This is a genomic window from Pseudovibrio exalbescens DSM 16456, assembly GCF_000422785.1.
Taxonomy (GTDB): Bacteria; Pseudomonadota; Alphaproteobacteria; order Rhizobiales; family Stappiaceae; genus Pseudovibrio; species Pseudovibrio exalbescens.
Window position 1 is genome coordinate 39,061 of record NZ_AUGS01000009.1, and the last position, 19,307, is coordinate 58,367.

The window sequence follows — 19,307 nt, forward strand, 5'->3', positions numbered from 1 at the left end:
GGACAGCCCGGCTACCACGAAAACTTGGCTGGTATTAACTTATATTTACGATTGATAAGCTTTTACCCCAGAACTTTTGGGAAACAGCGACCGTTCCGTCAAGCTGACAAAAAATTAAGGTCGATTTCTCTTGTTTTGCGTCCCGATTACGACCATATTTCAGTGTAGTTTGCACGGGTGAGGTCACCCGATTGTATTGAACCAAGAGAGAGGTTTTCGAAAAATGTCGACCTTCGACCGCAATAACACGCAGCGGTTTGGTATGGCCGGCGCTCGCGCCGATGCAGGTGTCTATGACGCTGGTTTGCGCGCCTACATGCTCCGCGTCTACAATTACATGGCCCTTGGCGTCGCAATCACAGGTCTGGTTGCGCTGGCAAGTTTCAATATGGCCGTTGATGGAGCGACCGGCCAGCTGACCGCATTTGGTGCAGCAATCTACACCACCCCACTTCGCTGGGTAGTCATGCTGGCGCCGCTCGGTCTCGTTTTCTTCCTGAGCGCCCGCATCCATAAAATGAGCGCAAGCGCGGCTCAAACCACCTTCTGGATTTACGCCGCATTGATGGGCTTGTCCCTGTCGTGGATCTTCATGGTCTACACAGGCAACTCCATTGCACGCGTCTTCTTCATCTCCGCAGCGTCCTTCGGCGCACTGAGCCTGTTCGGCTACACGACCAAGAAGGACCTGTCTGCATGGGGCTCCTTCCTGTTCATGGGCCTCATCGGCATCATCATTGCGTCGCTGGTGAACCTGTTCCTGGCATCTTCTGCCCTGCAGTTCGCCATCTCCGTGATCGGTGTTCTGGTTTTCGCAGGCCTTACCGCCTACGACACACAGCAGATCAAGGAAATGTATGCGGCGTCCGACAGTGCTGATTCCGCAGGCAAGAAGGCTGTAATGGGCGCTCTGCGTCTGTATCTGGACTTCATCAACCTGTTCATCATGTTGCTGTCCCTGTTTGGCAATCGCGAGTAACCGCGAACGGCCAAGCCGAGAAAAAGACCAAAGAGCTCGGAGCCCCCACTCCGGGCTCTTTTCATACCTGCTGCCCTTTATTGCTCGGACATCAAGACCTCATGTCACACCCATTTAAAGGCCCCCTGTTTCGCCCTTATGCGCGAACCGTCTACCGCTTCCGCGATTACCATGACCAAGCTCCGATGAAAGCCGTGGTCTTGTTCTGGAGCTGCCTTGCCGGAACCTTTATCCTGTTGTTCCTGTTGTCCGGCCTGCATCCGGCGTTTGCCTTCGGGCTCCTGCCCGTGGCGATATTGCAGCTTCCGTTTCTGTATACGCTGCGCAAACATGCAGATCCGCACGCCACATTGCTTTCGGGCAAGTCGCGTCCACTTGCCCCAAAACTTGCGGCGATGGTCAAGGCTGTGTTTCCAGATTTGTAGCTCAGCCGCTAATCGACGACACGCAGGTGGCGCTTCTTTTCCAACACACGCAATACTGTGCTCAGGTCATGACCGCGCCGCAAGATCACGCCTCCAGCCCCCACAACACTGTAGGCGCCCTGCTTGCGCGCAAGCTTCGGGTTTTTCTCAACTCGGTACAAAGGCATTTCGCTACTTCGTCGGAAAATGGAAAAAACCGCGCGCTCTGCCCCATGATCAATGGCATAGTCCCGCCATTCGCCGGCAGCTACCATACGGCCATAAAGCCGCAGGATCAGGTCAAGTTCGGTGCGATGGAAGGAAACGGGCAACTTCTGGGATTTTCGAGAGGGAGCGACGCTGGACAGCACGGTGGCTGGAGCATCGCTCGCGATCACGCTTTCATCACCATCACTCATAGTGCCTCCGCGGTGAGATCCGGATAGGACGGGCTATGACACCCTGGCTAAGTAATCAGAGTGCGATATTCATCCCGATCCCGCAAGCATAGACCCGCCATCACGCCCAAACTCCCGCCTTACGCTACGAAATTTTGTCAGAAAGTCTCCTCTGAAGTATCTCAGTTTTGACTTAATTGGGACATTGAGCAGCCATCTTGAAAATCGATAGTGACACTGTTGCCAATGAGAGTTCGGCCTCATCAGATACCCCTGACGATGCCCCCTCCCCCCCTCAAAGGATGGTGAGGTCGAACTTTCACCCCTCCTGCAAGACAACGGTCGTACGGGCCGCCTCCCTCAAAATCCAAGAGATCGACCGCCACGCCCCAACAATTTGGGCGCTTGCTGGCAATCCCAGATACCGGCCAGAAGCCGCGCAGTGTCCCGCGCCAACTCATAGGGGTTTTGCGTTGCCAACGCATCAATATAGCCGATGTGACAGGTTTGCCCCTCTCCCAGCTGCGTGACAACAAGCACCTCCCCTCGATAAATGCTGGTACGCTTCAGGCCCTCCTGAACCTGGGTGAACCATCGCAATATGGTGGCAACCGGCTGCCCATCTTCCAGCACCCATTCCACTCGCTCTCCGGGCTGGTTACGCGGCTCCAGAGTTTGAAAGGCAGCGGGCTCCTCATCGGCCGCTGCGCCGAAGCTCACATAAAACCGCTCCTGACCGCCAGACACCCAAACCTGTATGTCCTGATAGCCCTCGCACAGCCACTCGGCTGCGGATTCCCGGTCATAAATTTTCGCCAACTGACAGTCGCCAATCAGGTTCAAGCCGGTTTCAATCCGGTCCATTGGCTCTGCTTTGAGGGGAAGTGAAAAAAGAAGAAGCGCACAATACACGACTGGATCCCATAAAAATCGAGGCATTCGGTCTCCATTCATAAAAAATCCATGGTGATGGTGCAGGGAGCACCAAAGTATCGCGGATCATCCGAAAAATCAGGTTGCAACATCTCGTGACCCTTGCAATACAGGCACCAATTCAAAACGGAGTATACATAAATGCGTATTGAAAGCATTCCTGTTGGTAAAAACCCGCCGGAGGATGTGAACGTCATCATCGAGGTGCCGGTCGGCGGTGAGCCAATCAAGTATGAGATGGAAAAAGAGTCCGGCGCCATGTTCGTCGACCGTTTCCTCTACACGCCGATGCGCTACCCCGGAAACTACGGCTTTGTGCCTTCAACCCTGTGCGGCGACGGTGACCCGATTGATGTTGTGGTCGTCAACCAACGCCCGATCGTCCCTGGCGCTGTCATGAACTGCCGCCCGATCGGTGTGATGGTGATGGAAGACGAGTCCGGTCAGGACGAGAAGATCATCGCAGTGCCAAGCACCAAGCTGACCCGTCGCTATGAAAACGTGAAGTCCATCGAAGACCTTCCTGAAATCACAATCAAGCAGGTGGAGCACTTCTTCGAGCACTACAAGGATCTGGAGCCCAACAAATGGGTACGGATCGCAGGTATTCATGGTGCAGAAGTAGCCAAGCGCATGATTCAGGAGTCCATTGAGCGCTACAAGGCGGAAGGCGACAAGTAAGCCTCGCTCTGGTATACCCCATAATAAAGCCCGCCAGCTCAATTCAGCTGGCGGGCTTTTTTCATCACTTGCATCAAACAGCGTCGCGTTATGCGACGTCTCGACGCGGACGCAGCAGCACCCCGCACAGAGCCACGAATGTCATGCCGATGGAATAAAGCACATTCAGCCCGGCAAACGACAATCCCAAGATGCGGATCGCCGGCACGGAACAGCTCACAACGCGGGTTTCATTCAGCACATTGAGCATGGCGGATGCATCATTGATGGAAGATACCGGCCCGCCGCAGTCATTGGGACCAAGCCAGAACTCCCATTCGGCACCTGCCTGATAGATGCCGATCGCACCGCCATAAAGAAACAGCCCCGCCAGTCCGAGCAACAAAACAGATGTCACCCACGTATAGCGTTCGGTGAGCGCAAAACCCAGCGCCACCACGGCCACCGCCGTTCCGATGTAATACGGCACACGCTGCGCCAGACAAAGCTGACACGGCAGATAACCGGCCATCTGGAATCCCCACGCCATGGCAATCGCCACCACGCAGCCCAGCAAAACAAGGGCCGCAGCCACTTTCTTTGGCTGCATCAATGCATAGGAGAAGGAGCGGGTAACATATTCCATTTTCAGGACCTTAGATGAACTTGATCACGACAAAACCGCCCACGAGAAGCACCACAAACACAGTAAACACAAGCCCGAGCCGCTTTTCAATGAAGGTGCGAATAGGAGGCCCGAAGAAGTAGAGCAGGCCGGCAACCACGAAAAAGCGCAGTCCCCGCGAAACGATGCTGGCCACAATAAAGATTGGCAGGTTCAACGCAAAGGCGCCGCTGGCAATTGTGATCACTTTGTAGGGGAAGGGAGTGAGACCGGCGAAAAACACAAACCACCACCCCCAGGTTTCAAACAGATTCTGAAATTGCTGAAACTTGTCCAGATAGCCATAGAACGACAGAATCGGCTCAGCTACTTGCACATAGAGCACCGCGCCGATCATATAGCCCAGAATGCCGCCCAAAACGGATGTGATCGTGCAGATCAGCGCATACCACCAGGCTTTGGCCCGCTGGCTGATAACCATGGGAATGAGCAGAATGTCCGGCGGAATGGGAAAAACAGAGCTTTCAACAAATGACACCGTGCCCAGCGCGGCGGGTGCCCGCGGCCCGGAGGCCAGCGAAAGGGTCCAGTCATAGAGTCGACGTATCATGCTTTGGCTTTTGCCCCTGAAAGAAAAAACGCCCTGCCGTCGCCATGCGGTCGGCAAGATCCCCTACCACAAAACACCCTTTTACCGTCGAAATATGACAGATGCTCCCCAACAATGCATCTTTAGCTGTGATTTGGTGTAACCCCCCCGTTGACCTCGCAAATCTTATCGCTATAGTCCACCGAGCTTTCAGGAGCTAGCCCCTGTGGCGGAACTGGTAGACGCGACGGATTCAAAATCCGTTTCCTTCACCGGAGTGCCCGTTCGAGTCGGGCCAGGGGCACCACCACTTTCTCTTTCATGACAAATGAAGTGGCTGCAACCGGCACTCAGCCGAGGTCAGCAAGTGGATGATATTGTTCCACAATCTGCTTCAGCCTCTCATCAAGAACATGCGTGTAGATCTGGGTTGTGGAAATATCCGCATGACCCAACAGCTGTTGGACGACCCGCAAGTCGGCTCCGTTCTGAAGCAGGTGCGAAGCAAAGGCATGGCGCAGCACGTGAGGCGACACCTTGGCCGGATCCAGCTCGGCCCGCACCGCCAGCGCCTTGAGATCGCGCCCAAATCCCTGACGTGTCACATGCCCGCTTTCCCCATGGCTGGGAAACAACCATACACTGTCCGCATACCGACCCATGGCCGCACGTTGACGCACATATTCGCTCATGGCCGCTTGGGCCCGTCGGGACAACGGCACGGCCCGCTCCTTGTTGCCCTTGCCGCGGATGGTAATCAAACGGCTGTCCCGCAGTGCCGCATTGACCGGCAAGGACACCAGCTCAGACACACGCAGCCCTGTGGCATACAAAACCTCCAGCAGCGTATAGAGCCTTAAAGCCCGCAATTGTTTGGCATCGGTGTCGTGGGTCTTCTGCGCTTCGGATTCGGCCAAGCCGATGAGTCGGTCCACTTCCGCCTCGCTCAAAACATTGGGCAGGCTGTGCGCCTTTTTCGGCGTGGCAATGGTGCGTGTGGGGTCATCTTCACGCCAGCCCTCCGCATAGCAGAACCGATAGAACTGGCGTAACGCCGACAACCGGCGGGCTTGTGACGTCGCTGCAAAACCGCGATCCGTCAGTTCGATCAGGTAGCCACGCACATCATCTGTAGACGCTTCGATCAACGTCCGTTTCTGCCGCGCAAGATAGCTGTCATAGTCCTCAAGATCGGTTCGGTAGCTTTCCAGCGTGTTGAACGCACTGTCTCGCTCCACGGCGAGCATCTCGAAAAAGGCTTCCGCTTCGTGACTTGCCCGCATGGTGCTCACCAGTCCTTCTCGACGGAAACCGTGATTTCTCGCGGTGTCGGTTCCACGAAGGTGGACAGGGCATACATGGCAAGAACCACGGTGATGACACCAAGACCGATCAAGGAAAGCAACCGTGTTAATGTAGGCATGGCGACCCAGCGAACTCCCGTCTCATGGCAGCGGCACCAGCCCTGCTCCCGACAGTACTAGAGGAAATTGGAAAATAGACTGTTTACCGCCTCCACATCAAGCAGATCGCCGTTGCAAGATGTGCATCACGCCTTGACAGAACCCAGTGAGTTAAGGTCAAAGCAAATTGAGAAGACAAGTTGATGAGGGTGCAGCGTGACCGCCATTGAGAAGAAGGCGGCAGTCCGCAGAAAACGGGCTGCGAACATAACAAAGCGTCTCCATGGCAAATCCATTGTGCTGGTGGGCATCATGGGCTGCGGCAAGTCAACAGTGGGGCGTCGGCTGGCGCAGTATTTGTCCCTGCCCTTTATCGATGCCGACACAGAGATTGAACGGGCGGCAGATCGCAGCATCAGCGAAATCTTTGCTGAACATGGGGAAGCCTACTTTCGCGACGGGGAAAAGCGCGTGATCGCCCGCCTGTTGCAGGAAGGTCCGCAAGTGCTGGCCACGGGCGGCGGGGCATTCATAAACGACGACACACGGCACAACATCAAGACCAACGGCATTTCCGTGTGGATGCGCGCTGAACTGCCCATCATCATGGCCCGTGTGCGCAAACGGCCCACCCGGCCGCTGCTCAAGACACCAGATCCGGAAGCCACCATGAAGAAGCTCATGGCAGAGCGCGAACCGATTTACGCGCAGGCTGACATGACCATCTGGTCTCGTGATGTAAGCCATGAGGCCGTGATGGAAGAAATCCTCAAGGCGCTGGAAGCCAACCTGCCGCCTTTGCAAGAAGGCGCGGCGCCTGCGCCGGATACAACGGGACCGGAATCGTGACACAAGAAACTGCCATCAAAACCGTGACGGTGGATCTGGGAGATCGCACCTACCCGATCCTGATCCGCCGCAACCTGCTGGAAACCACAGGCGCGCTCATTGCAGCTCAGGTTCCCGGCAGCCGGGTGGTCATCATCACGGATGAGACCGTCGCCGACCTGCATCTGGGCACCCTGCAAACCAGTTTGCGCGCTGCCGCCATCGAATACGATACACTCACGGTTCCTGCGGGTGAAAAAACCAAGCGCTTCGAGATCTTCGAGAGACTGGTGGATGACATCCTCGCCCTGCGGCTGGAGCGCGGCGATGCCGTTCTCGCTCTCGGCGGCGGTGTTGTGGGTGATCTGTCCGGCTTCGTTTCCGGCGTTGTTAGAAGGGGCATGAAGTTCATCCAGGTCCCCACCACGTTGCTCTCGCAGGTCGACAGTTCCGTGGGGGGCAAGACCGGTATCAACTCCCGGCATGGCAAGAATCTCATCGGCGTCTTCCATCAGCCGTCACTGGTCGTGGCGGACACGGCTATTCTGGACACCTTGTCGGACCGCGAATTCCGCGCCGGTTACGCCGAAGTTGCCAAGTACGGCCTGATCAACGACGCGCCATTCTTCACCTGGCTTGAAGACAACCACAGCGCCATCTTTGCCGGAGGCGAGGAACGCGATGAGGCCGTGGCTCACTCATGCCGGGCCAAGGCCGCCGTGGTTGCGGCAGATGAGCGCGAGGCAGGCCAACGGGCGCTGCTCAATCTCGGCCATACCTTCGGCCACGCTCTGGAAGGGGCTGTGGCCTATGACAGCGCCCGGCTTGTTCATGGCGAAGGCGTGAGTATCGGCATGGTCATGGCCTTCGAATTTTCCGCTCGCTTGAATTTATGTGCGCCGGAAGATGCGGTGCGGGTCGAGAACCACTTGAAAACTGTGGGTTTGCCCACACGTATAAGCCAGATTCCCGGTCAACTTCCCCCGCTTGAAACCTTTATGGACCTGATCGCTCAGGACAAGAAGGTCAGCCGTGGTCAGTTGACCTTCATTCTGGCGCGCGGCATCGGGCAGTCTTTTCAGGAAAAGGCTGTCGATCCCGCCCCGCTTCGAGATTTTCTTGAGGAGCAACTAGCTCAATGACAGATCTTCCACTTTGGGCATCCGTCGGCTTCATTTTCCTGCTGTTGTTCATGTCCGCGTTCTTTTCAGGGTCCGAAACCGCCCTGACTGCCGCCTCCCGCGCCCGCATGCATCAGTTGGAGAAGTCAGGCAACAACAAGGCCGCCATTGTCTCCAAACTGATTGTGGCCCGTGAGCGCCTGATTGGTGCTTTGCTGCTGGGCAACAACCTCGTCAACATTTTTGCCTCAGCCTTGGCCACCTCGGTGCTGCTGAAGCTGTTCGGCGATGCAGGTGTGGCCTACGCCACCCTGATCATGACCTTGATGGTTCTGATCTTCGCCGAGGTCCTGCCAAAAACATGGGCCATCTCCGACCCGGACAAGTTCGCCACCGCCGTGGCACCTGTAATCCGCGTCATTGTGGCGATCTTCGGCCCGCTCGTGGCCATGATCGAGTTCATCGTACGCCACATTCTGCGCTTTCTCGGCGTTGGCGTGGACGATAACGCCTCCGTTCTGTCGGCCCATGACGAGCTGCGTGGCACGCTGGACCTGCAGCATCTGGAAGGCGGCATCGTGAAGGATGAGAAGGACCGCATCGGCGGTGTTCTGGATCTGGCCGATCTGGAAGTCTCTGATGTCATGGTCCACCGCACCAAGCTGTTCGCGCTGAACGTGGACATGCCGCCGGAAGAGTTGGTCAACGAGATCCTTGGCAGCACACACACCCGCATTCCCATGTGGCGTGATGAGCCCGACAATTTCGTTGGTCTGGTCCATGCCAAGGACGTTCTGCGGGCGTTGGCCACCGTCAAGGGCGAAACCAACCAGTTGGACATCTCCAAGGTCATCACGCCGCTTTGGTACGTCCCGGACACCACCAGCCTGCAAAGCCAGCTCAATGCCTTCCTCAAGCGCAAGAGCCACTTTGCCCTCGTCATTGACGAGTACGGTGAAGTCATGGGCCTTGTCACCCTTGAGGACATCCTTGAGGAAATCGTAGGCGAAATCGCCGACGAGCATGACATCGAACTGCCTGGCCTCAACCCGCAGGCCGATGGATCCGTCATTGTGGACGGCTCGGTGCCAATTCGCGACTTGAACCGCGCAACTGATTGGGAACTGCCAGATGAAGAGGCAACAACAATTGCCGGCCTTGTCATCCACGAGGCGAAGATGATTCCGGAAGAACGCCAGGTGTTCACGTTCCACGGTTTCCGCTTCACCGTGCTTCAACGCGAAAAGAACCGCATCACCCGCTTGCGCATGTTGCCGGTCACCAAGCCCAAGGCCCGAGGGTCCGCGTCAAAGACTTGAGCCAGGGCTCCGCTCCGACTCCCGCGCAACACTCATTCCGCGCGGGCGTCGATCGCCAGAGCGTGAACCCGCTGCTCCAGTTCCTCGGACAACGCCTTGTTGATCATCCGGTGAACAGCCACCCGGTTCTGGTTCTGGAAGGCTGTGGAAACTATCCTGATCCGGAAATGGGTCTCGCCCCCTTCGCGCCAGCCGCTATGGCCCGCATGCAGATGCGATTCATCAATCACTTCGAGCAGCTTAGGCGAAAACTCGGCCGTTAGCTTGCTTGCTATCGTGTCTTTCATGCTCATATACCCTGTATTCCCTGAGATGAATGAGGGGTCAAGGCCTTGCGTTGCGGCGGGCGTTGCTTCTATCTAGTTCGGTTCTGTTTGGTCAGGACCTGAGGAACTCAACGCAATTTCGAATGACAGACAATGAAGCTGAATTCATCCCTTTTCGACAGCATTCGCGTAAAGCCGGATAAAGAGCGCCAGCAAGAGACGCGCCATCCGCAATGCGAATGGGAGGGCTGCACCAAAGCGGGCACCCATCGCGCTCCCAAGGGCCGCGATCGGGAGGGAGAGTATTTCCATTTTTGCGTCGATCACGTGCGAGCCTACAACAAGAGTTACAACTACTTCTCCGGTATGGACGAAGACACTGTACGCACCTATCACCGCGATTCCGTGACCGGACACCGCCCCACGTGGAAGATGGGCGTCAACTCGGCAGCAGGCGCGGCCGCCCGCGACGGCAGCCGCACACGGGTTGACGACGACACCTATCAGGACCCACATGAGGTGTTCCGGGGCGCAGGAACAGGGCGCCGACGCCGGGCGCAGCCCGAGCGCAAGGTTCTCGCACTTGAGAAAAGATCATTTGAAGCTTTGAACTTGCGCACAAGTGCCCGTGGTCAGGAGATCAAATCGCGCTATAAAGAACTGGTGAAAATACACCATCCGGATGCCAACGGTGGAGACCGGTCCTCAGAAGATCGATTGCGAGAAATTATTCAGGCCTACAATACCTTGAAAAAGGCCGGACTGTGTTAAGCACGCGCTGTGCGCACCAAGACCTAGGAATTTCCACCCGGCCGCCTGCAGGCGCCGGGCTTTGGAGGACAGATGACAGATTCAACTTACGCACCCGAAACACTTCCCGACACTGAAGTATCTGTTCGCGAAGTCTTCGGGATCGATTCCGACCTGACTGTACCTGCTTTCTCCCAGCCGGATGAGCACGTACCGGAACTGGACAAGGACTACCTTTTCGACGAAACCACGACGCTGGCCATTCTGGCAGGCTTTGCCCGCAACCGCCGCGTCATGGTTACCGGCTACCACGGCACGGGTAAGTCCACCCACATTGAGCAGGTGGCCGCGCGCCTGAACTGGCCAACCGTACGCGTCAACCTCGACAGCCACGTCAGCCGTATCGACCTTGTTGGCAAGGACGCCATCGTGATCAAGGACGGCAAGACGGTCACGGAGTTCAAGGACGGCATTTTGCCGTGGGCTCTGCAAAACAACGTGGCTCTTGTGTTTGACGAATACGACGCAGGTCGGCCGGATGTGATGTTCGTGATCCAGCGTGTGCTGGAAGTCTCCGGCCGTTTGACCCTGCTGGACCAGAACCGGGTCATCCGCCCACACCCTGCGTTCCGCCTGTTCGCGACGGCCAACACCGTTGGTCTTGGCGACACCTCCGGGCTGTATCACGGCACGCAGCAGATCAACCAGGGCCAGATGGACCGTTGGTCCATTGTCACCACGCTGAACTACCTGCCTCACGACAATGAGGTGGAGATCGTGCTTTCCAAGTCTCCGCATTATGCCAACACCCAGCAGGGGCGCGACATCGTCAACAAGATGGTGCGTGTGGCAGATCTGACCCGCAACGCGTTCATAAATGGCGACATTTCCACCGTCATGAGCCCGCGTACCGTGATCACCTGGTCGGAAAACACGGAGATTTTCGGCGATATCGGCTTTGCTTTCCGCGTCACGTTCCTGAACAAGTGCGACGACATGGAACAAGCGTTGGTGGCTGAGTTCTATCAGCGTTGCTTTGGGGAAGAGCTCTCGGAATCTGCCGCCAACGTTGCGCTGAGTTGAGGCGCTCATGGCAGGTCGCAGCAACAGCAACCCCGGCAGGCAGAACAAACCCGCCACGTTGCCGCTGAAGCAGGCCATCGGCTCGGCTGTCAAAGCTCTTTCCGCCGACAGCGAGCTTGAGGTCGCCTTCAGCAATGACCCGGCGGGTATGGCGGGCAACAAGATCCGGCTACAGGAATTGCCGCGCAATTTTACCATGCGCGACATTCACATCACCCGTGGCCAGGGGGACTCCATGGCGTTGCGGCGTGCGTGCCACAACGCAGCCACCCATGCCCGTTTCAGCCCCAAAGGCGAGAACGCCCGTGCCATCTATGACGCGGTCGAGCAAACACGCTGCGAGTCTCTCGGGTCGCAGCGCATGGTCGGCATTGGCGACAACATCGATGCCATGCTCGAAGAGCGGTACCGCCGCAAGGACCTGGCACAGGTCTCCAGCCGTGATGAAGCACCGTTGGAAGACGCCGTCGCCTTGATGGTGCGAGAGCGTTTGACCGGTCGCAAACCGCCCAAGAGCGCCGAAAAGCTCGTTGAGCTATGGCGTCCGTGGGTGGAGGACAAGGCTGGGCCTGATCTGGACAATCTGGCCACTACCGTCGAGGACCAAGGCAAGTTCTCCCTGCAGATCCGGGACCTGCTGTCCCATCTCGATATGGCCGATGAAATCGGCGAGGATCCTCAGGAAGACCCTGAGGAACAAGAGGGTAGTACCGAGGAGCCGGACAATCGCAACGACACCAGCGGCGATGCCGAGCAGGATCAAGGCGAGCAGGAAGCTCCCGCTCAGGACGAGCAGCTTTCTGGTGAGGAACAGCAGGCCGGCGAGACCGAGGGTGATGAAAGCTCCATGGAGCAGATGAGCGACGAGGACATGGCGGCCGACAGCGAAGAGCCCGGCACGCAGGACCGTCAGGATCTGCCCTTCAGCAATCAGCCTCCCAAAGAAGAGTATGCCGTCTTTACGCGGGCGTTTGATGAAACCGTGACGGCCGAGGACCTGTGTGATCAGGAAGAGCTCGATCGCTTGCGCGGATTTCTCGACAAGCAGCTCTCTACCCTGTCAGGGGCCGTCTCACGGTTGGCCAACCGGTTGCAACGCAAGCTGATGGCCCAACAAAACCGCTCCTGGGACTTTGATCTGGAGGAAGGCATCATCGACAGCGCCCGGCTCCACCGGGTGGTGATTGATCCGCTGCAACCACTGGCGTTCAAGTGGGAACAGGACACAGAGTTCCGCGATACCGTTGTCACGTTGCTGCTGGACAACTCTGGCTCCATGCGCGGTCGGCCCATCACGGTTGCCGCAACCTGTGCCGACATTTTGGCCCGCACCCTTGAGCGCTGCGGGGTGAAGGTCGAGATTCTCGGCTTCACCACCAAGGCTTGGAAAGGCGGCAAATCGCGCGAATCCTGGCTGGAAGCCGGCAAGCCTGCCAATCCGGGACGCCTGAACGATCTGCGGCATATCATTTACAAATCCGCAGACGCACCATGGCGCCGATCCAAGCGCAACCTTGGCCTTATGATGCGCGAAGGGCTCCTGAAGGAAAACATTGACGGTGAAGCGCTGGACTGGGCTCACAAGCGTCTGCTGGCGCGCCCCGAACAACGCCGCATCCTGATGATGATTTCCGACGGCGCACCGGTGGACGATTGCACGTTGTCGGTCAACCCGGGCAATTACCTTGAAAAACATCTGCGGCGTCAGATCGAGGAAATTGAAACCCGCTCACCGGTGGAGCTGATTGCCATCGGCATCGGCCACGACGTCACCCGCTATTACAGCCGTGCCGTTACCATTGTGGATGCAGAAGAGTTGGCGGGGGCCATGACCGACCAGTTGGCTGATCTTTTCGATGAGACCCCGGCTGCCGAACGCCCGCGGCGGGGGCGTAAATTCGGATGACACTTTCCCGGCGATCATTCCTCGGCGGAATGGGAGCCGGGATTGCCACGTCCGTCCTGCCCGGTTTTGCAGCGGCTCCTGCAAACGCAGCCACAGATTTCCGATCTTTCACCATAAACAGCAAACCGCTCACGCATTTCAATCTGGCGGATGCTTCCCAAGACCAGTTCGGGCCCTTCCGTTTTCTGGGCGGGTTGCAACTTTGGGCGCGCCAACGGCAGTTTGGTGGCATTTCCGGTGGTGTTGTCTCACAGGATGGCACGCATTTCACAACCGTCACCGATGGCGGCTACTGGATACGCTTCAATCTGCGTCAGAATCGTCTGGGGCGCCCACTCAGTGTCAGCGATGGGGTCATCGCCCCAATGCTCGACGAACGAGGCGCGCCGCTCCCAGGAAGCGCAAAATCGGATGTGGAGGCCCTCACGCTGGACCGATCAACCAGCCCGCCACGGCTGATAGCCAGCTACGAAGGCCGTGGCGGACTGTTCGCTTACCCAGCGAAGGAACGGGACCTGCCGCCACAGGCAACGAAACTGCAGGTGCCGGAGGCCGTGCACAAGCTTGGTGGTAACAAGGGACTGGAAGCACTTGCCGCAGGTCTGCCGGACACACCGCATGCCGGAAAGCTGATCGCTATAGCCGAACGCGGACGCAGCCTGACCGACCACAGAACAGGCTTCATTTTGGGTGCCGGGACACCCGCCTCGTTTTCTGTGCTGCGCGATGGCAATTTCGATGTCACGGATGCAGCGTTTCTTCCCTCAGGCGATCTGTTGATTCTGGAACGACTGTTCAACCTGCGTGAAGGGTTGCAAATGCGCCTGCGCCTCGTGCCGGCCAACGAGTTGCAGGCCGGTGCAAAGATCAAGGGCAGAATGCTTTACACCGCAGATTTCAGCCACCAGATCGACAATATGGAAGTGGCCGCCGTACACGCGCGCCAAGATAACACCGTGATCCTCACCCTGATGTCGGATGACAACCGCAGCCTGCTTCAACGCACCTTGCTGCTGCGCTTCGAAGTGACCCTGTAAACCAAGCCAATCACCACCTTGCGCACACAAAAAAGGCCCCGCCGAGAGCGGAGCCTTTTTTAAATCTGTCACTTGCCAGTCAGCCGGCATTTACCCTTGAGCCGTGGAATTCGGAGAAGGGCTCAGCCACATCAACAGCAACCGGTAAGGAACCAACATGCCCATGGCCACCAGCACCTTCACGGAGAAGTCGCCCAGCGCCCAGGAAACCCAGCGCGGCACCTCAAGGGCAAACACACCGAGCAACGGCGCAGCGCCTACCGCGAAATCATCGTGATATCCGAGGAAGGCAAAGTTGGCCGCAAAGGCAATGCTGAAAAACAGGATCGTGTCCAACACGGTCCCAACCGTGGAAGACACAGCAGGCGCCTTCCACCATGCGCCGCCCCGCAGCCGGTCAAATACGGCCACATCCAGCAACTGGCCGAACAGGAACGCGGTTCCCGACGCCAGCGCAATACGCGGCGTGGCCAGCACGATGGACAGCGCAACAGCAACGGCAAAACCGGCATAAACCACCCGACGCGCGGCCTGCGGGCCGAACCGGCGGTTGATGAGGTCCGTCACCAGGAAAGCGACCGGATAGGTGAACGCGCCCCACGTGAGCAAATCAGCGAGATTGACACCTGCCAGCATCCCGTGAACGGGAAACTGCACCAGAACATTGGACGCGACCACAACCATGGTCATCGCCATAATTCCAAGGGCCACAGGCCGAGCGGTATTTGTCTTCGCTGCTGTCATCGGGCGCATCACACGCAAATTACGCAGCAGCTGCTTCAGCAGACTGACGACGCTTGATTTCGGTGCGCAGCAGGCGTGCCTTCGGGGACAGCTCAGCTTCAACAGCCTTAAGCAGGAATGCATCCAGACCACCGCGGTGCTCAACGGTACGCAGAGCATGGGCGGAGATGCGCAGCTTGTAGGTTTCGCCAAGTGTTTCGCTCATCAAAGAAACGTTGCACAGGTTTGGCAGAAAACGACGACGGTTCTTGTTGTTTGCGTGGCTGACGTTGTTGCCAGTCATCACGTCTTTGCCGGTCAGTTCGCAGCGGCGTGCCATGAGGGTCACCCTTTTTAATTAGCGCGCCCGCCATTTTCAGGGGGCGATTGTGTTAAACCGGGGAGGTCGCGGACTTGACTGAGTCCAGCGGTGCCACATCCGGCGCTGTAATGAAAAGTCGGCTTGCTATAAAGAGTACAGCCGATTTCGTCAAGGCTTTGCACGAGTCCGCGCGCGATTTCAAGCACCCGGAAAGATTTCTCGCCTTCTTAACCTCGGCGTTACCTTGTACAGGTAGCTTCGTCAAGAATTCTCTGGGACACTCTCCCCGTCCCGGAAAAGGTCGGACGCCCACATAAAAACAACGGGGCCATGGAGGTATCGCATCGTGTTCCTTAAAAAGTATTGGGCGCAATCCCCTGTGCGTCAGGTTCTTGCGTGTGTTTTCGGTGTACTTCTTTTTACAACACTATCCACAACATCCCACGCCAAGACGGAACAGGTCGGCGGTATCTATGACATTTCCATAGCCGGTTTCACGGTGGGTCGAGGCACCCTGTCGCTTGTTTTGCAAGGCAGCGCCTACTCCGCCAAGGTCGGCATGGAACCTGCGGGCATCGGCACCTTGTTCTCCACAGGCAAGGGCGGCGCGGAAGCAACCGGCTGGTTGCGCGGCTCACGGGTTCTGCCCTCGCGCTACACCATGGCGTCCACTGCGGCAAACCGAGATTTCTTCGTAAACCTGCGCCAAGGCTCCGGGCACATTCGCAAGGCGGAAGTCATTCCCCAGTTCAAGCCCTCCAAGACCCGTATCAAGATGACCAACCGGCACAAGCGCAACGCCGTGGATCCCCTCAGTGCCGCCGTTATTCCCGTAAACAGCCGCAGCAAGGTACTGGATAAATCCGTCTGCGATCGCAAGCTGCCCATTTATGATGGCTGGACCCGGTTCGATGTGGAGTTGGAATACAAGACCACAAAAACGGTCAGTGGCCGCGGCTATGAGGGCGCCGTGGTAGTGTGCAAGGTGAAATGGACCCCTGTCGCCGGTCACCGCCCAGAACGCAAGAATGTGAAGATGCTGGCTGCTGCTCGAGACATGGAAGCCTGGTTCGCGCCTGTAGGCTCTTCCTCCCGCGTCCTGATCCCCTACCGTATCAGCATTCCCACCTCCACCGGCCAGTTGCTCATTCAGGCCGAGCGCCTGGATATGGTGTCGTCACTCAACACGGCGTCAAAGACCAACAACTAGCAAAATTGGCGGCAGGCTATTGCGCATTGCAGGGCCTGCACCCAGTTTTATTCCAGTACATCTTGACAGAAGCCCCCTTGATCGCCAGTGTCGCGCCAAAAATTCATGCGCGGTTCCTTGCCTGACAAGGCAGGTTGAACCTGCTTATTGCTACGAGTGAATGACCATATGCGCAGTTATCTAGAATTTGAAAAGTCCGTTGCCGACCTTGAAGGCAAGGTTCAGGAACTCAAGGTCCTGGCCGAAGGTGGCGAAGCGGTTGACGTTGATGACGAGATCGCCCGTCTTCAGGAAAAAGCAGATGCAGCGCTCCGCGACATCTATTCAAAGCTGACACCGTGGCAAAAGACACTGATCGCGCGTCATCCGGATCGCCCTCACGCTGCCGACTATATCAGCGGCTTGATTACGGACTTCACGGCCCTGGCGGGCGACCGCAAGTTTGCCGAGGACAGCGCCATCATCGCGGGCTTCGGCCGGTTTCACGGGCAATCCGTTGCGGTGCTGGGACAGGAAAAGGGCCACGATACGGAAAGCCGCCTGAAGCGGAACTTCGGCATGGCGCGGCCGGAAGGCTATCGCAAGGCCGTTCGCATCATGGAACTGGCGGATCGTTTTGGCATCCCGGTTATTTCCTTTGTTGATACGGCAGGAGCCTATCCCGGCATCGGCGCAGAAGAGCGCGGCCAGGCGGAAGCCATCGCCCGCTCGACAGACACGTGCCTTGGCCTGACGGTTCCCAGCATCTCGGTTGTTATTGGCGAGGGTGGCTCTGGCGGCGCAATTGCCATCGCGACAGCGAGCCACGTCGCCATGCTCGAACATTCCATTTACAGCGTGATCTCCCCGGAAGCGGGCGCATCCATCTTGTGGCGCGATAGCGCCCGGGCGCAGGATGCTGCCACCAACATGAAGATTACTGCGCAGGACCTGATGAACCTGAAAGTGATCGATGAGATCATCGACGAACCCATCGGCGGGGCGCACCGGGCCAAGGAAAGTGTTATTCATAACACGGGCAAGACCATTGAGAACGCGCTCAACACGCTTGGGCAAAAGGACGGCGCGACCCTGCGCACGGAACGCCGCGAAAAGTTCCTGCGCATTGGTCGGAATCTGAGCTGAGGTGGCCCATAGCCATAACTATTTGAAAAGGCGCCGGTTTCCGGTGCCTTTTTTGTTTGAAGCCTTTTCCCTCCCAAAATACAGTGAGATTTTACCCTCAGAATACTCACAGGGACTGCCAGTTCTCTCGACGGGTAACCACCTATCAACTATACCTGTCCTAAGATTTTCTGCGCAGGCAGTGGTCGGGCCACTGCGTCACACACCGCGGAAAACGCAAAAGGGGCGCGCTGCATGACACGGGTTTTCGGTCACCGGTGGGGCACATCGGGGTGGAGCACATCTTGCAAATCAGGCATCTTGAGCAAGTTGGCCATGGTGGCCCTTGTTGGTGTGCTTGCAGGTTGTCAGGCCGGCGAATTTGCCGACCCCAAGCACATGCGTCCAGTCAGCGCCTCGCTGCAGCGAGAAATAAAGGCGCAGGACATGGAAAAGACCTCGCCCATTTTTGTCCGCATCTTCAAGGAAGAATCCGAACTGGAAATCTGGAAGCAAAAGCGCTCTGGCAAGTATGCGCTTCTGGAAACCTTTGATATTTGCAAATGGTCCGGGGAGCTTGGCCCCAAGTTCAAGGAAGGGGACCGTCAGGCCCCTGAAGGGTTCTACACTGTAACACCCGGCCTCATGAACCCGAACTCCAGTTATTATCTCTCCTTCAACCTGGGCTATCCCAACGCTTTTGACCGCGCCCATGATCGTACCGGCTCTCATCTCATGGTTCATGGGGCCTGTTCCTCTGCGGGATGCTATGCCATGACAGACGAGCAAATGGCGGACATCTACGCGTTGGCGCGGGACAGCTTCAAGGGCGGTCAGCGCGATTTCCAGGTACAGGCGTTTCCATTTCGCATGACACCGGAGAACATGGCGCGTCACCGCGACAACAAGCACTTCGAATTCTGGCAGATGCTGAAGAAGGGCTACGACCACTTTGAGGTGGCACAGGTTCCACCAAAGATTGACGTGTGCGACGGGCAATATGTGTTCAATGCCCAGCCCACAGAACCAGGTGCCCGTTTCGCTCCGCGCGCGACTTGCCCCCAATATGAGCTGCCGCCGGGGATCGCCATGGCGTTCAATCGCAAGCAGCAAAGCGACGCCGAGGCAATGGCCAAGATCATTTTGGCTGAAGAACAGCGTGAGCGCCGTAACGCAGCCATCGCAGCGTTCTTTGGATCGGATGAAGACAACAGCACAAACGGAACCGCACCCGCTGCAACGGCAACCAGAACAGCGACCGCGCGCCAAACGACAACCGCACCAACGGGTGAACGTCAGAACGCGCCGACACCCACCGCGGTTGCATCTGCTCCGGCAGAAAGCGCCGGACAAGTGGAACCTTTGGCGCTCAATGCCCAACCGAATACAGGCGGCACCGAGAATGAGGATGAAGACTCCCGCGCTTTCGGTTTCTTCAAGCGCATCTTCCCCTTCGGCTCAGAGGACGCGCCAAGACAGGCAAACGTGGCTCAGATCGGCACCCCTGCCCCCGATGCGCCGCGCCCGATTGCCAAGCCATGACACAACGCCATGAACAGCCGGGCTGATCCAGCCCGGCGCGCAACCCGTTCAAACACGGGTACCAAAACTCAAAATTGTCACCGCACCATTTCTAGGTAGAGTGCT

22 protein-coding genes and 1 tRNA gene are annotated in these 19,307 nt (G+C 57.5%); 14 read left to right on the forward strand and 9 right to left on the reverse strand.

The annotated features are described in order from the left end of the window. The first annotated feature begins 223 nt into the window (after window positions 1-223). Both G512_RS0108385 and G512_RS0108390 read left to right on the forward strand, forming a co-directional pair. Window positions 224-979: a Bax inhibitor-1/YccA family protein gene (locus G512_RS0108385; RefSeq protein ID WP_028481339.1), complete on the forward strand. Its 756-nt coding sequence runs from the start codon at window positions 224-226 to the stop codon at window positions 977-979. Window positions 980-1,080: 101 nt separating this feature from the next. Next, window positions 1,081-1,404, forward strand: coding sequence for a hypothetical protein (locus tag G512_RS0108390; protein WP_028481340.1), 324 nt, complete (start codon window positions 1,081-1,083; stop codon window positions 1,402-1,404). A gap of 8 nt (window positions 1,405-1,412) precedes the next feature. On the opposite strand, the gene G512_RS0108395 is transcribed toward G512_RS0108390, so the two are convergent. After that, the gene (locus G512_RS0108395; protein WP_028481341.1) at window positions 1,413-1,802 is read right to left on the reverse strand and encodes a DUF2794 domain-containing protein; all 390 of its coding nucleotides are present in this window, start codon (window positions 1,800-1,802) and stop codon (window positions 1,413-1,415) included. A gap of 339 nt (window positions 1,803-2,141) precedes the next feature. Continuing rightward, on the reverse strand, window positions 2,142-2,645 hold the full coding sequence (locus G512_RS20410) for a hypothetical protein (protein WP_051269132.1): 504 nt from the start codon (window positions 2,643-2,645) through the stop codon (window positions 2,142-2,144). Window positions 2,646-2,855: 210 nt separating this feature from the next. On the opposite strand from G512_RS20410, the gene ppa reads away from it, so the two are divergent. Further along, complete coding sequence (ppa, locus tag G512_RS0108405; RefSeq protein ID WP_028481342.1) at window positions 2,856-3,395, forward strand: inorganic diphosphatase; 540 nt, start codon at window positions 2,856-2,858, stop codon at window positions 3,393-3,395. 88 nt (window positions 3,396-3,483) lie between these two features. On the opposite strand, the gene G512_RS0108410 is transcribed toward ppa, so the two are convergent. Both G512_RS0108410 and G512_RS0108415 read right to left on the reverse strand, forming a co-directional pair. Beyond that, window positions 3,484-4,020, reverse strand: a complete 537-nt coding sequence (locus tag G512_RS0108410) for a disulfide bond formation protein B (RefSeq protein ID WP_208974977.1) — start codon at window positions 4,018-4,020, stop codon at window positions 3,484-3,486. A 10-nt stretch (window positions 4,021-4,030) separates the two neighbouring features. Further along, window positions 4,031-4,609, reverse strand: coding sequence for a YqaA family protein (locus tag G512_RS0108415; protein ID WP_028481344.1), 579 nt, complete (start codon window positions 4,607-4,609; stop codon window positions 4,031-4,033). A gap of 199 nt (window positions 4,610-4,808) precedes the next feature. On the opposite strand from G512_RS0108415, the gene G512_RS0108420 reads away from it, so the two are divergent. Further along, window positions 4,809-4,895 (forward strand) — tRNA-Leu (locus G512_RS0108420). Between the two features lie 43 nt (window positions 4,896-4,938). On the opposite strand, the gene xerD is transcribed toward G512_RS0108420, so the two are convergent. Both xerD and G512_RS23040 read right to left on the reverse strand, forming a co-directional pair. Continuing rightward, window positions 4,939-5,871 carry a site-specific tyrosine recombinase XerD gene (gene xerD / locus G512_RS0108425; RefSeq protein WP_028481345.1) on the reverse strand — a complete coding sequence of 311 codons (933 nt, stop codon included), beginning with the start codon at window positions 5,869-5,871 and terminating at the stop codon, window positions 4,939-4,941. Window positions 5,872-5,876: 5 nt separating this feature from the next. Further along, on the reverse strand, window positions 5,877-6,011 hold the full coding sequence (locus G512_RS23040; protein ID WP_208974978.1) for a histidine kinase: 135 nt from the start codon (window positions 6,009-6,011) through the stop codon (window positions 5,877-5,879). A gap of 196 nt (window positions 6,012-6,207) precedes the next feature. On the opposite strand from G512_RS23040, the gene G512_RS0108435 reads away from it, so the two are divergent. From G512_RS0108435 to G512_RS0108445, 3 genes are read left to right on the forward strand one after another with little or no spacing between them, the layout of a single operon-like run. Further along, complete coding sequence (locus G512_RS0108435) at window positions 6,208-6,840, forward strand: shikimate kinase (protein WP_028481346.1); 633 nt, start codon at window positions 6,208-6,210, stop codon at window positions 6,838-6,840. Beyond that, a complete protein-coding gene (aroB, locus tag G512_RS0108440) occupies window positions 6,837-7,961 on the forward strand; it encodes a 3-dehydroquinate synthase (protein WP_028481347.1) in 1,125 nt (374 codons plus the stop codon). Before G512_RS0108435 ends, aroB begins: the two co-directional genes overlap by 4 nt. Beyond that, window positions 7,958-9,259 carry an HlyC/CorC family transporter gene (locus G512_RS0108445; protein ID WP_028481348.1) on the forward strand — a complete coding sequence of 434 codons (1,302 nt, stop codon included), beginning with the start codon at window positions 7,958-7,960 and terminating at the stop codon, window positions 9,257-9,259. The genes aroB and G512_RS0108445 overlap by 4 nt, the downstream gene beginning before the upstream one ends. A gap of 32 nt (window positions 9,260-9,291) precedes the next feature. On the opposite strand, the gene G512_RS0108450 is transcribed toward G512_RS0108445, so the two are convergent. Beyond that, complete coding sequence (locus G512_RS0108450) at window positions 9,292-9,552, reverse strand: BolA family protein (protein ID WP_028481349.1); 261 nt, start codon at window positions 9,550-9,552, stop codon at window positions 9,292-9,294. 126 nt (window positions 9,553-9,678) lie between these two features. Here G512_RS0108450 and G512_RS0108455 point away from each other — a divergent pair, with 126 nt between their 5' ends. From G512_RS0108455 to G512_RS0108470, 4 genes are all read left to right on the forward strand, one after another. Beyond that, on the forward strand, window positions 9,679-10,296 hold the full coding sequence (locus G512_RS0108455) for a J domain-containing protein (protein WP_028481350.1): 618 nt from the start codon (window positions 9,679-9,681) through the stop codon (window positions 10,294-10,296). Window positions 10,297-10,368: 72 nt separating this feature from the next. Then, window positions 10,369-11,358 (forward strand): cobaltochelatase subunit CobS, encoded by a 990-nt coding sequence (gene cobS / locus G512_RS0108460; protein ID WP_028481351.1) that lies wholly within the window; start codon window positions 10,369-10,371, stop codon window positions 11,356-11,358. Between the two features lie 7 nt (window positions 11,359-11,365). Continuing rightward, a complete protein-coding gene (gene cobT, locus G512_RS0108465) occupies window positions 11,366-13,264 on the forward strand; it encodes a cobaltochelatase subunit CobT (RefSeq protein ID WP_028481352.1) in 1,899 nt (632 codons plus the stop codon). Then, window positions 13,261-14,301: an esterase-like activity of phytase family protein gene (locus G512_RS0108470; protein ID WP_028481353.1), complete on the forward strand. Its 1,041-nt coding sequence runs from the start codon at window positions 13,261-13,263 to the stop codon at window positions 14,299-14,301. The genes cobT and G512_RS0108470 overlap by 4 nt, the downstream gene beginning before the upstream one ends. Window positions 14,302-14,391: 90 nt before the next feature. Here the strand turns inward: G512_RS0108470 and G512_RS0108475 are convergent, their stop codons facing one another. Continuing rightward, entirely contained in the window at window positions 14,392-15,045 is a 654-nt protein-coding gene (locus G512_RS0108475; protein WP_208974979.1) for a queuosine precursor transporter, read from the reverse strand. A gap of 19 nt (window positions 15,046-15,064) precedes the next feature. Continuing rightward, window positions 15,065-15,364 (reverse strand): 50S ribosomal protein L28, encoded by a 300-nt coding sequence (gene rpmB, locus G512_RS0108480; protein ID WP_028481355.1) that lies wholly within the window; start codon window positions 15,362-15,364, stop codon window positions 15,065-15,067. A 328-nt stretch (window positions 15,365-15,692) separates the two neighbouring features. Here rpmB and G512_RS20415 point away from each other — a divergent pair, with 328 nt between their 5' ends. The 3 genes from G512_RS20415 (at window position 15,693) to G512_RS20420 (ending at window position 19,202) form a co-directional block, all read left to right on the forward strand. Then, window positions 15,693-16,556 carry a DUF3108 domain-containing protein gene (locus G512_RS20415; RefSeq protein WP_208974980.1) on the forward strand — a complete coding sequence of 288 codons (864 nt, stop codon included), beginning with the start codon at window positions 15,693-15,695 and terminating at the stop codon, window positions 16,554-16,556. Between the two features lie 168 nt (window positions 16,557-16,724). Then, complete coding sequence (locus tag G512_RS0108490; protein WP_028481356.1) at window positions 16,725-17,681, forward strand: acetyl-CoA carboxylase carboxyltransferase subunit alpha; 957 nt, start codon at window positions 16,725-16,727, stop codon at window positions 17,679-17,681. A gap of 234 nt (window positions 17,682-17,915) precedes the next feature. Continuing rightward, window positions 17,916-19,202: a L,D-transpeptidase family protein gene (locus G512_RS20420; protein WP_073833053.1), complete on the forward strand. Its 1,287-nt coding sequence runs from the start codon at window positions 17,916-17,918 to the stop codon at window positions 19,200-19,202. The last annotated feature ends 105 nt before the right edge of the window (window positions 19,203-19,307 follow it).

Coding starts and splice junctions, on each gene's coding strand:
- G512_RS0108475 (WP_208974979.1), bottom strand. CDS start 15,045: ATGACAGCAGCGAAGACAAATACCGCTCGGCCTGTGGCCCTTGGAATT.
- cobS (WP_028481351.1), top strand. CDS start 10,369: ATGACAGATTCAACTTACGCACCCGAAACACTTCCCGACACTGAAGTA.
- xerD (WP_028481345.1), bottom strand. CDS start 5,871: ATGCGGGCAAGTCACGAAGCGGAAGCCTTTTTCGAGATGCTCGCCGTG.
- G512_RS0108385 (WP_028481339.1), top strand. CDS start 224: ATGTCGACCTTCGACCGCAATAACACGCAGCGGTTTGGTATGGCCGGC.
- G512_RS0108395 (WP_028481341.1), bottom strand. CDS start 1,802: ATGAGTGATGGTGATGAAAGCGTGATCGCGAGCGATGCTCCAGCCACC.
- G512_RS0108410 (WP_208974977.1), bottom strand. CDS start 4,020: ATGGAATATGTTACCCGCTCCTTCTCCTATGCATTGATGCAGCCAAAG.
- G512_RS20410 (WP_051269132.1), bottom strand. CDS start 2,645: ATGGACCGGATTGAAACCGGCTTGAACCTGATTGGCGACTGTCAGTTG.
- cobT (WP_028481352.1), top strand. CDS start 11,366: ATGGCAGGTCGCAGCAACAGCAACCCCGGCAGGCAGAACAAACCCGCC.
- G512_RS0108390 (WP_028481340.1), top strand. CDS start 1,081: ATGTCACACCCATTTAAAGGCCCCCTGTTTCGCCCTTATGCGCGAACC.
- rpmB (WP_028481355.1), bottom strand. CDS start 15,364: ATGGCACGCCGCTGCGAACTGACCGGCAAAGACGTGATGACTGGCAAC.
- G512_RS0108490 (WP_028481356.1), top strand. CDS start 16,725: ATGCGCAGTTATCTAGAATTTGAAAAGTCCGTTGCCGACCTTGAAGGC.
- G512_RS0108470 (WP_028481353.1), top strand. CDS start 13,261: ATGACACTTTCCCGGCGATCATTCCTCGGCGGAATGGGAGCCGGGATT.
- G512_RS0108455 (WP_028481350.1), top strand. CDS start 9,679: ATGAAGCTGAATTCATCCCTTTTCGACAGCATTCGCGTAAAGCCGGAT.
- G512_RS0108445 (WP_028481348.1), top strand. CDS start 7,958: ATGACAGATCTTCCACTTTGGGCATCCGTCGGCTTCATTTTCCTGCTG.
- G512_RS23040 (WP_208974978.1), bottom strand. CDS start 6,011: ATGCCTACATTAACACGGTTGCTTTCCTTGATCGGTCTTGGTGTCATC.
- G512_RS0108450 (WP_028481349.1), bottom strand. CDS start 9,552: ATGAGCATGAAAGACACGATAGCAAGCAAGCTAACGGCCGAGTTTTCG.
- G512_RS0108415 (WP_028481344.1), bottom strand. CDS start 4,609: ATGATACGTCGACTCTATGACTGGACCCTTTCGCTGGCCTCCGGGCCG.
- ppa (WP_028481342.1), top strand. CDS start 2,856: ATGCGTATTGAAAGCATTCCTGTTGGTAAAAACCCGCCGGAGGATGTG.
- G512_RS20420 (WP_073833053.1), top strand. CDS start 17,916: ATGACACGGGTTTTCGGTCACCGGTGGGGCACATCGGGGTGGAGCACA.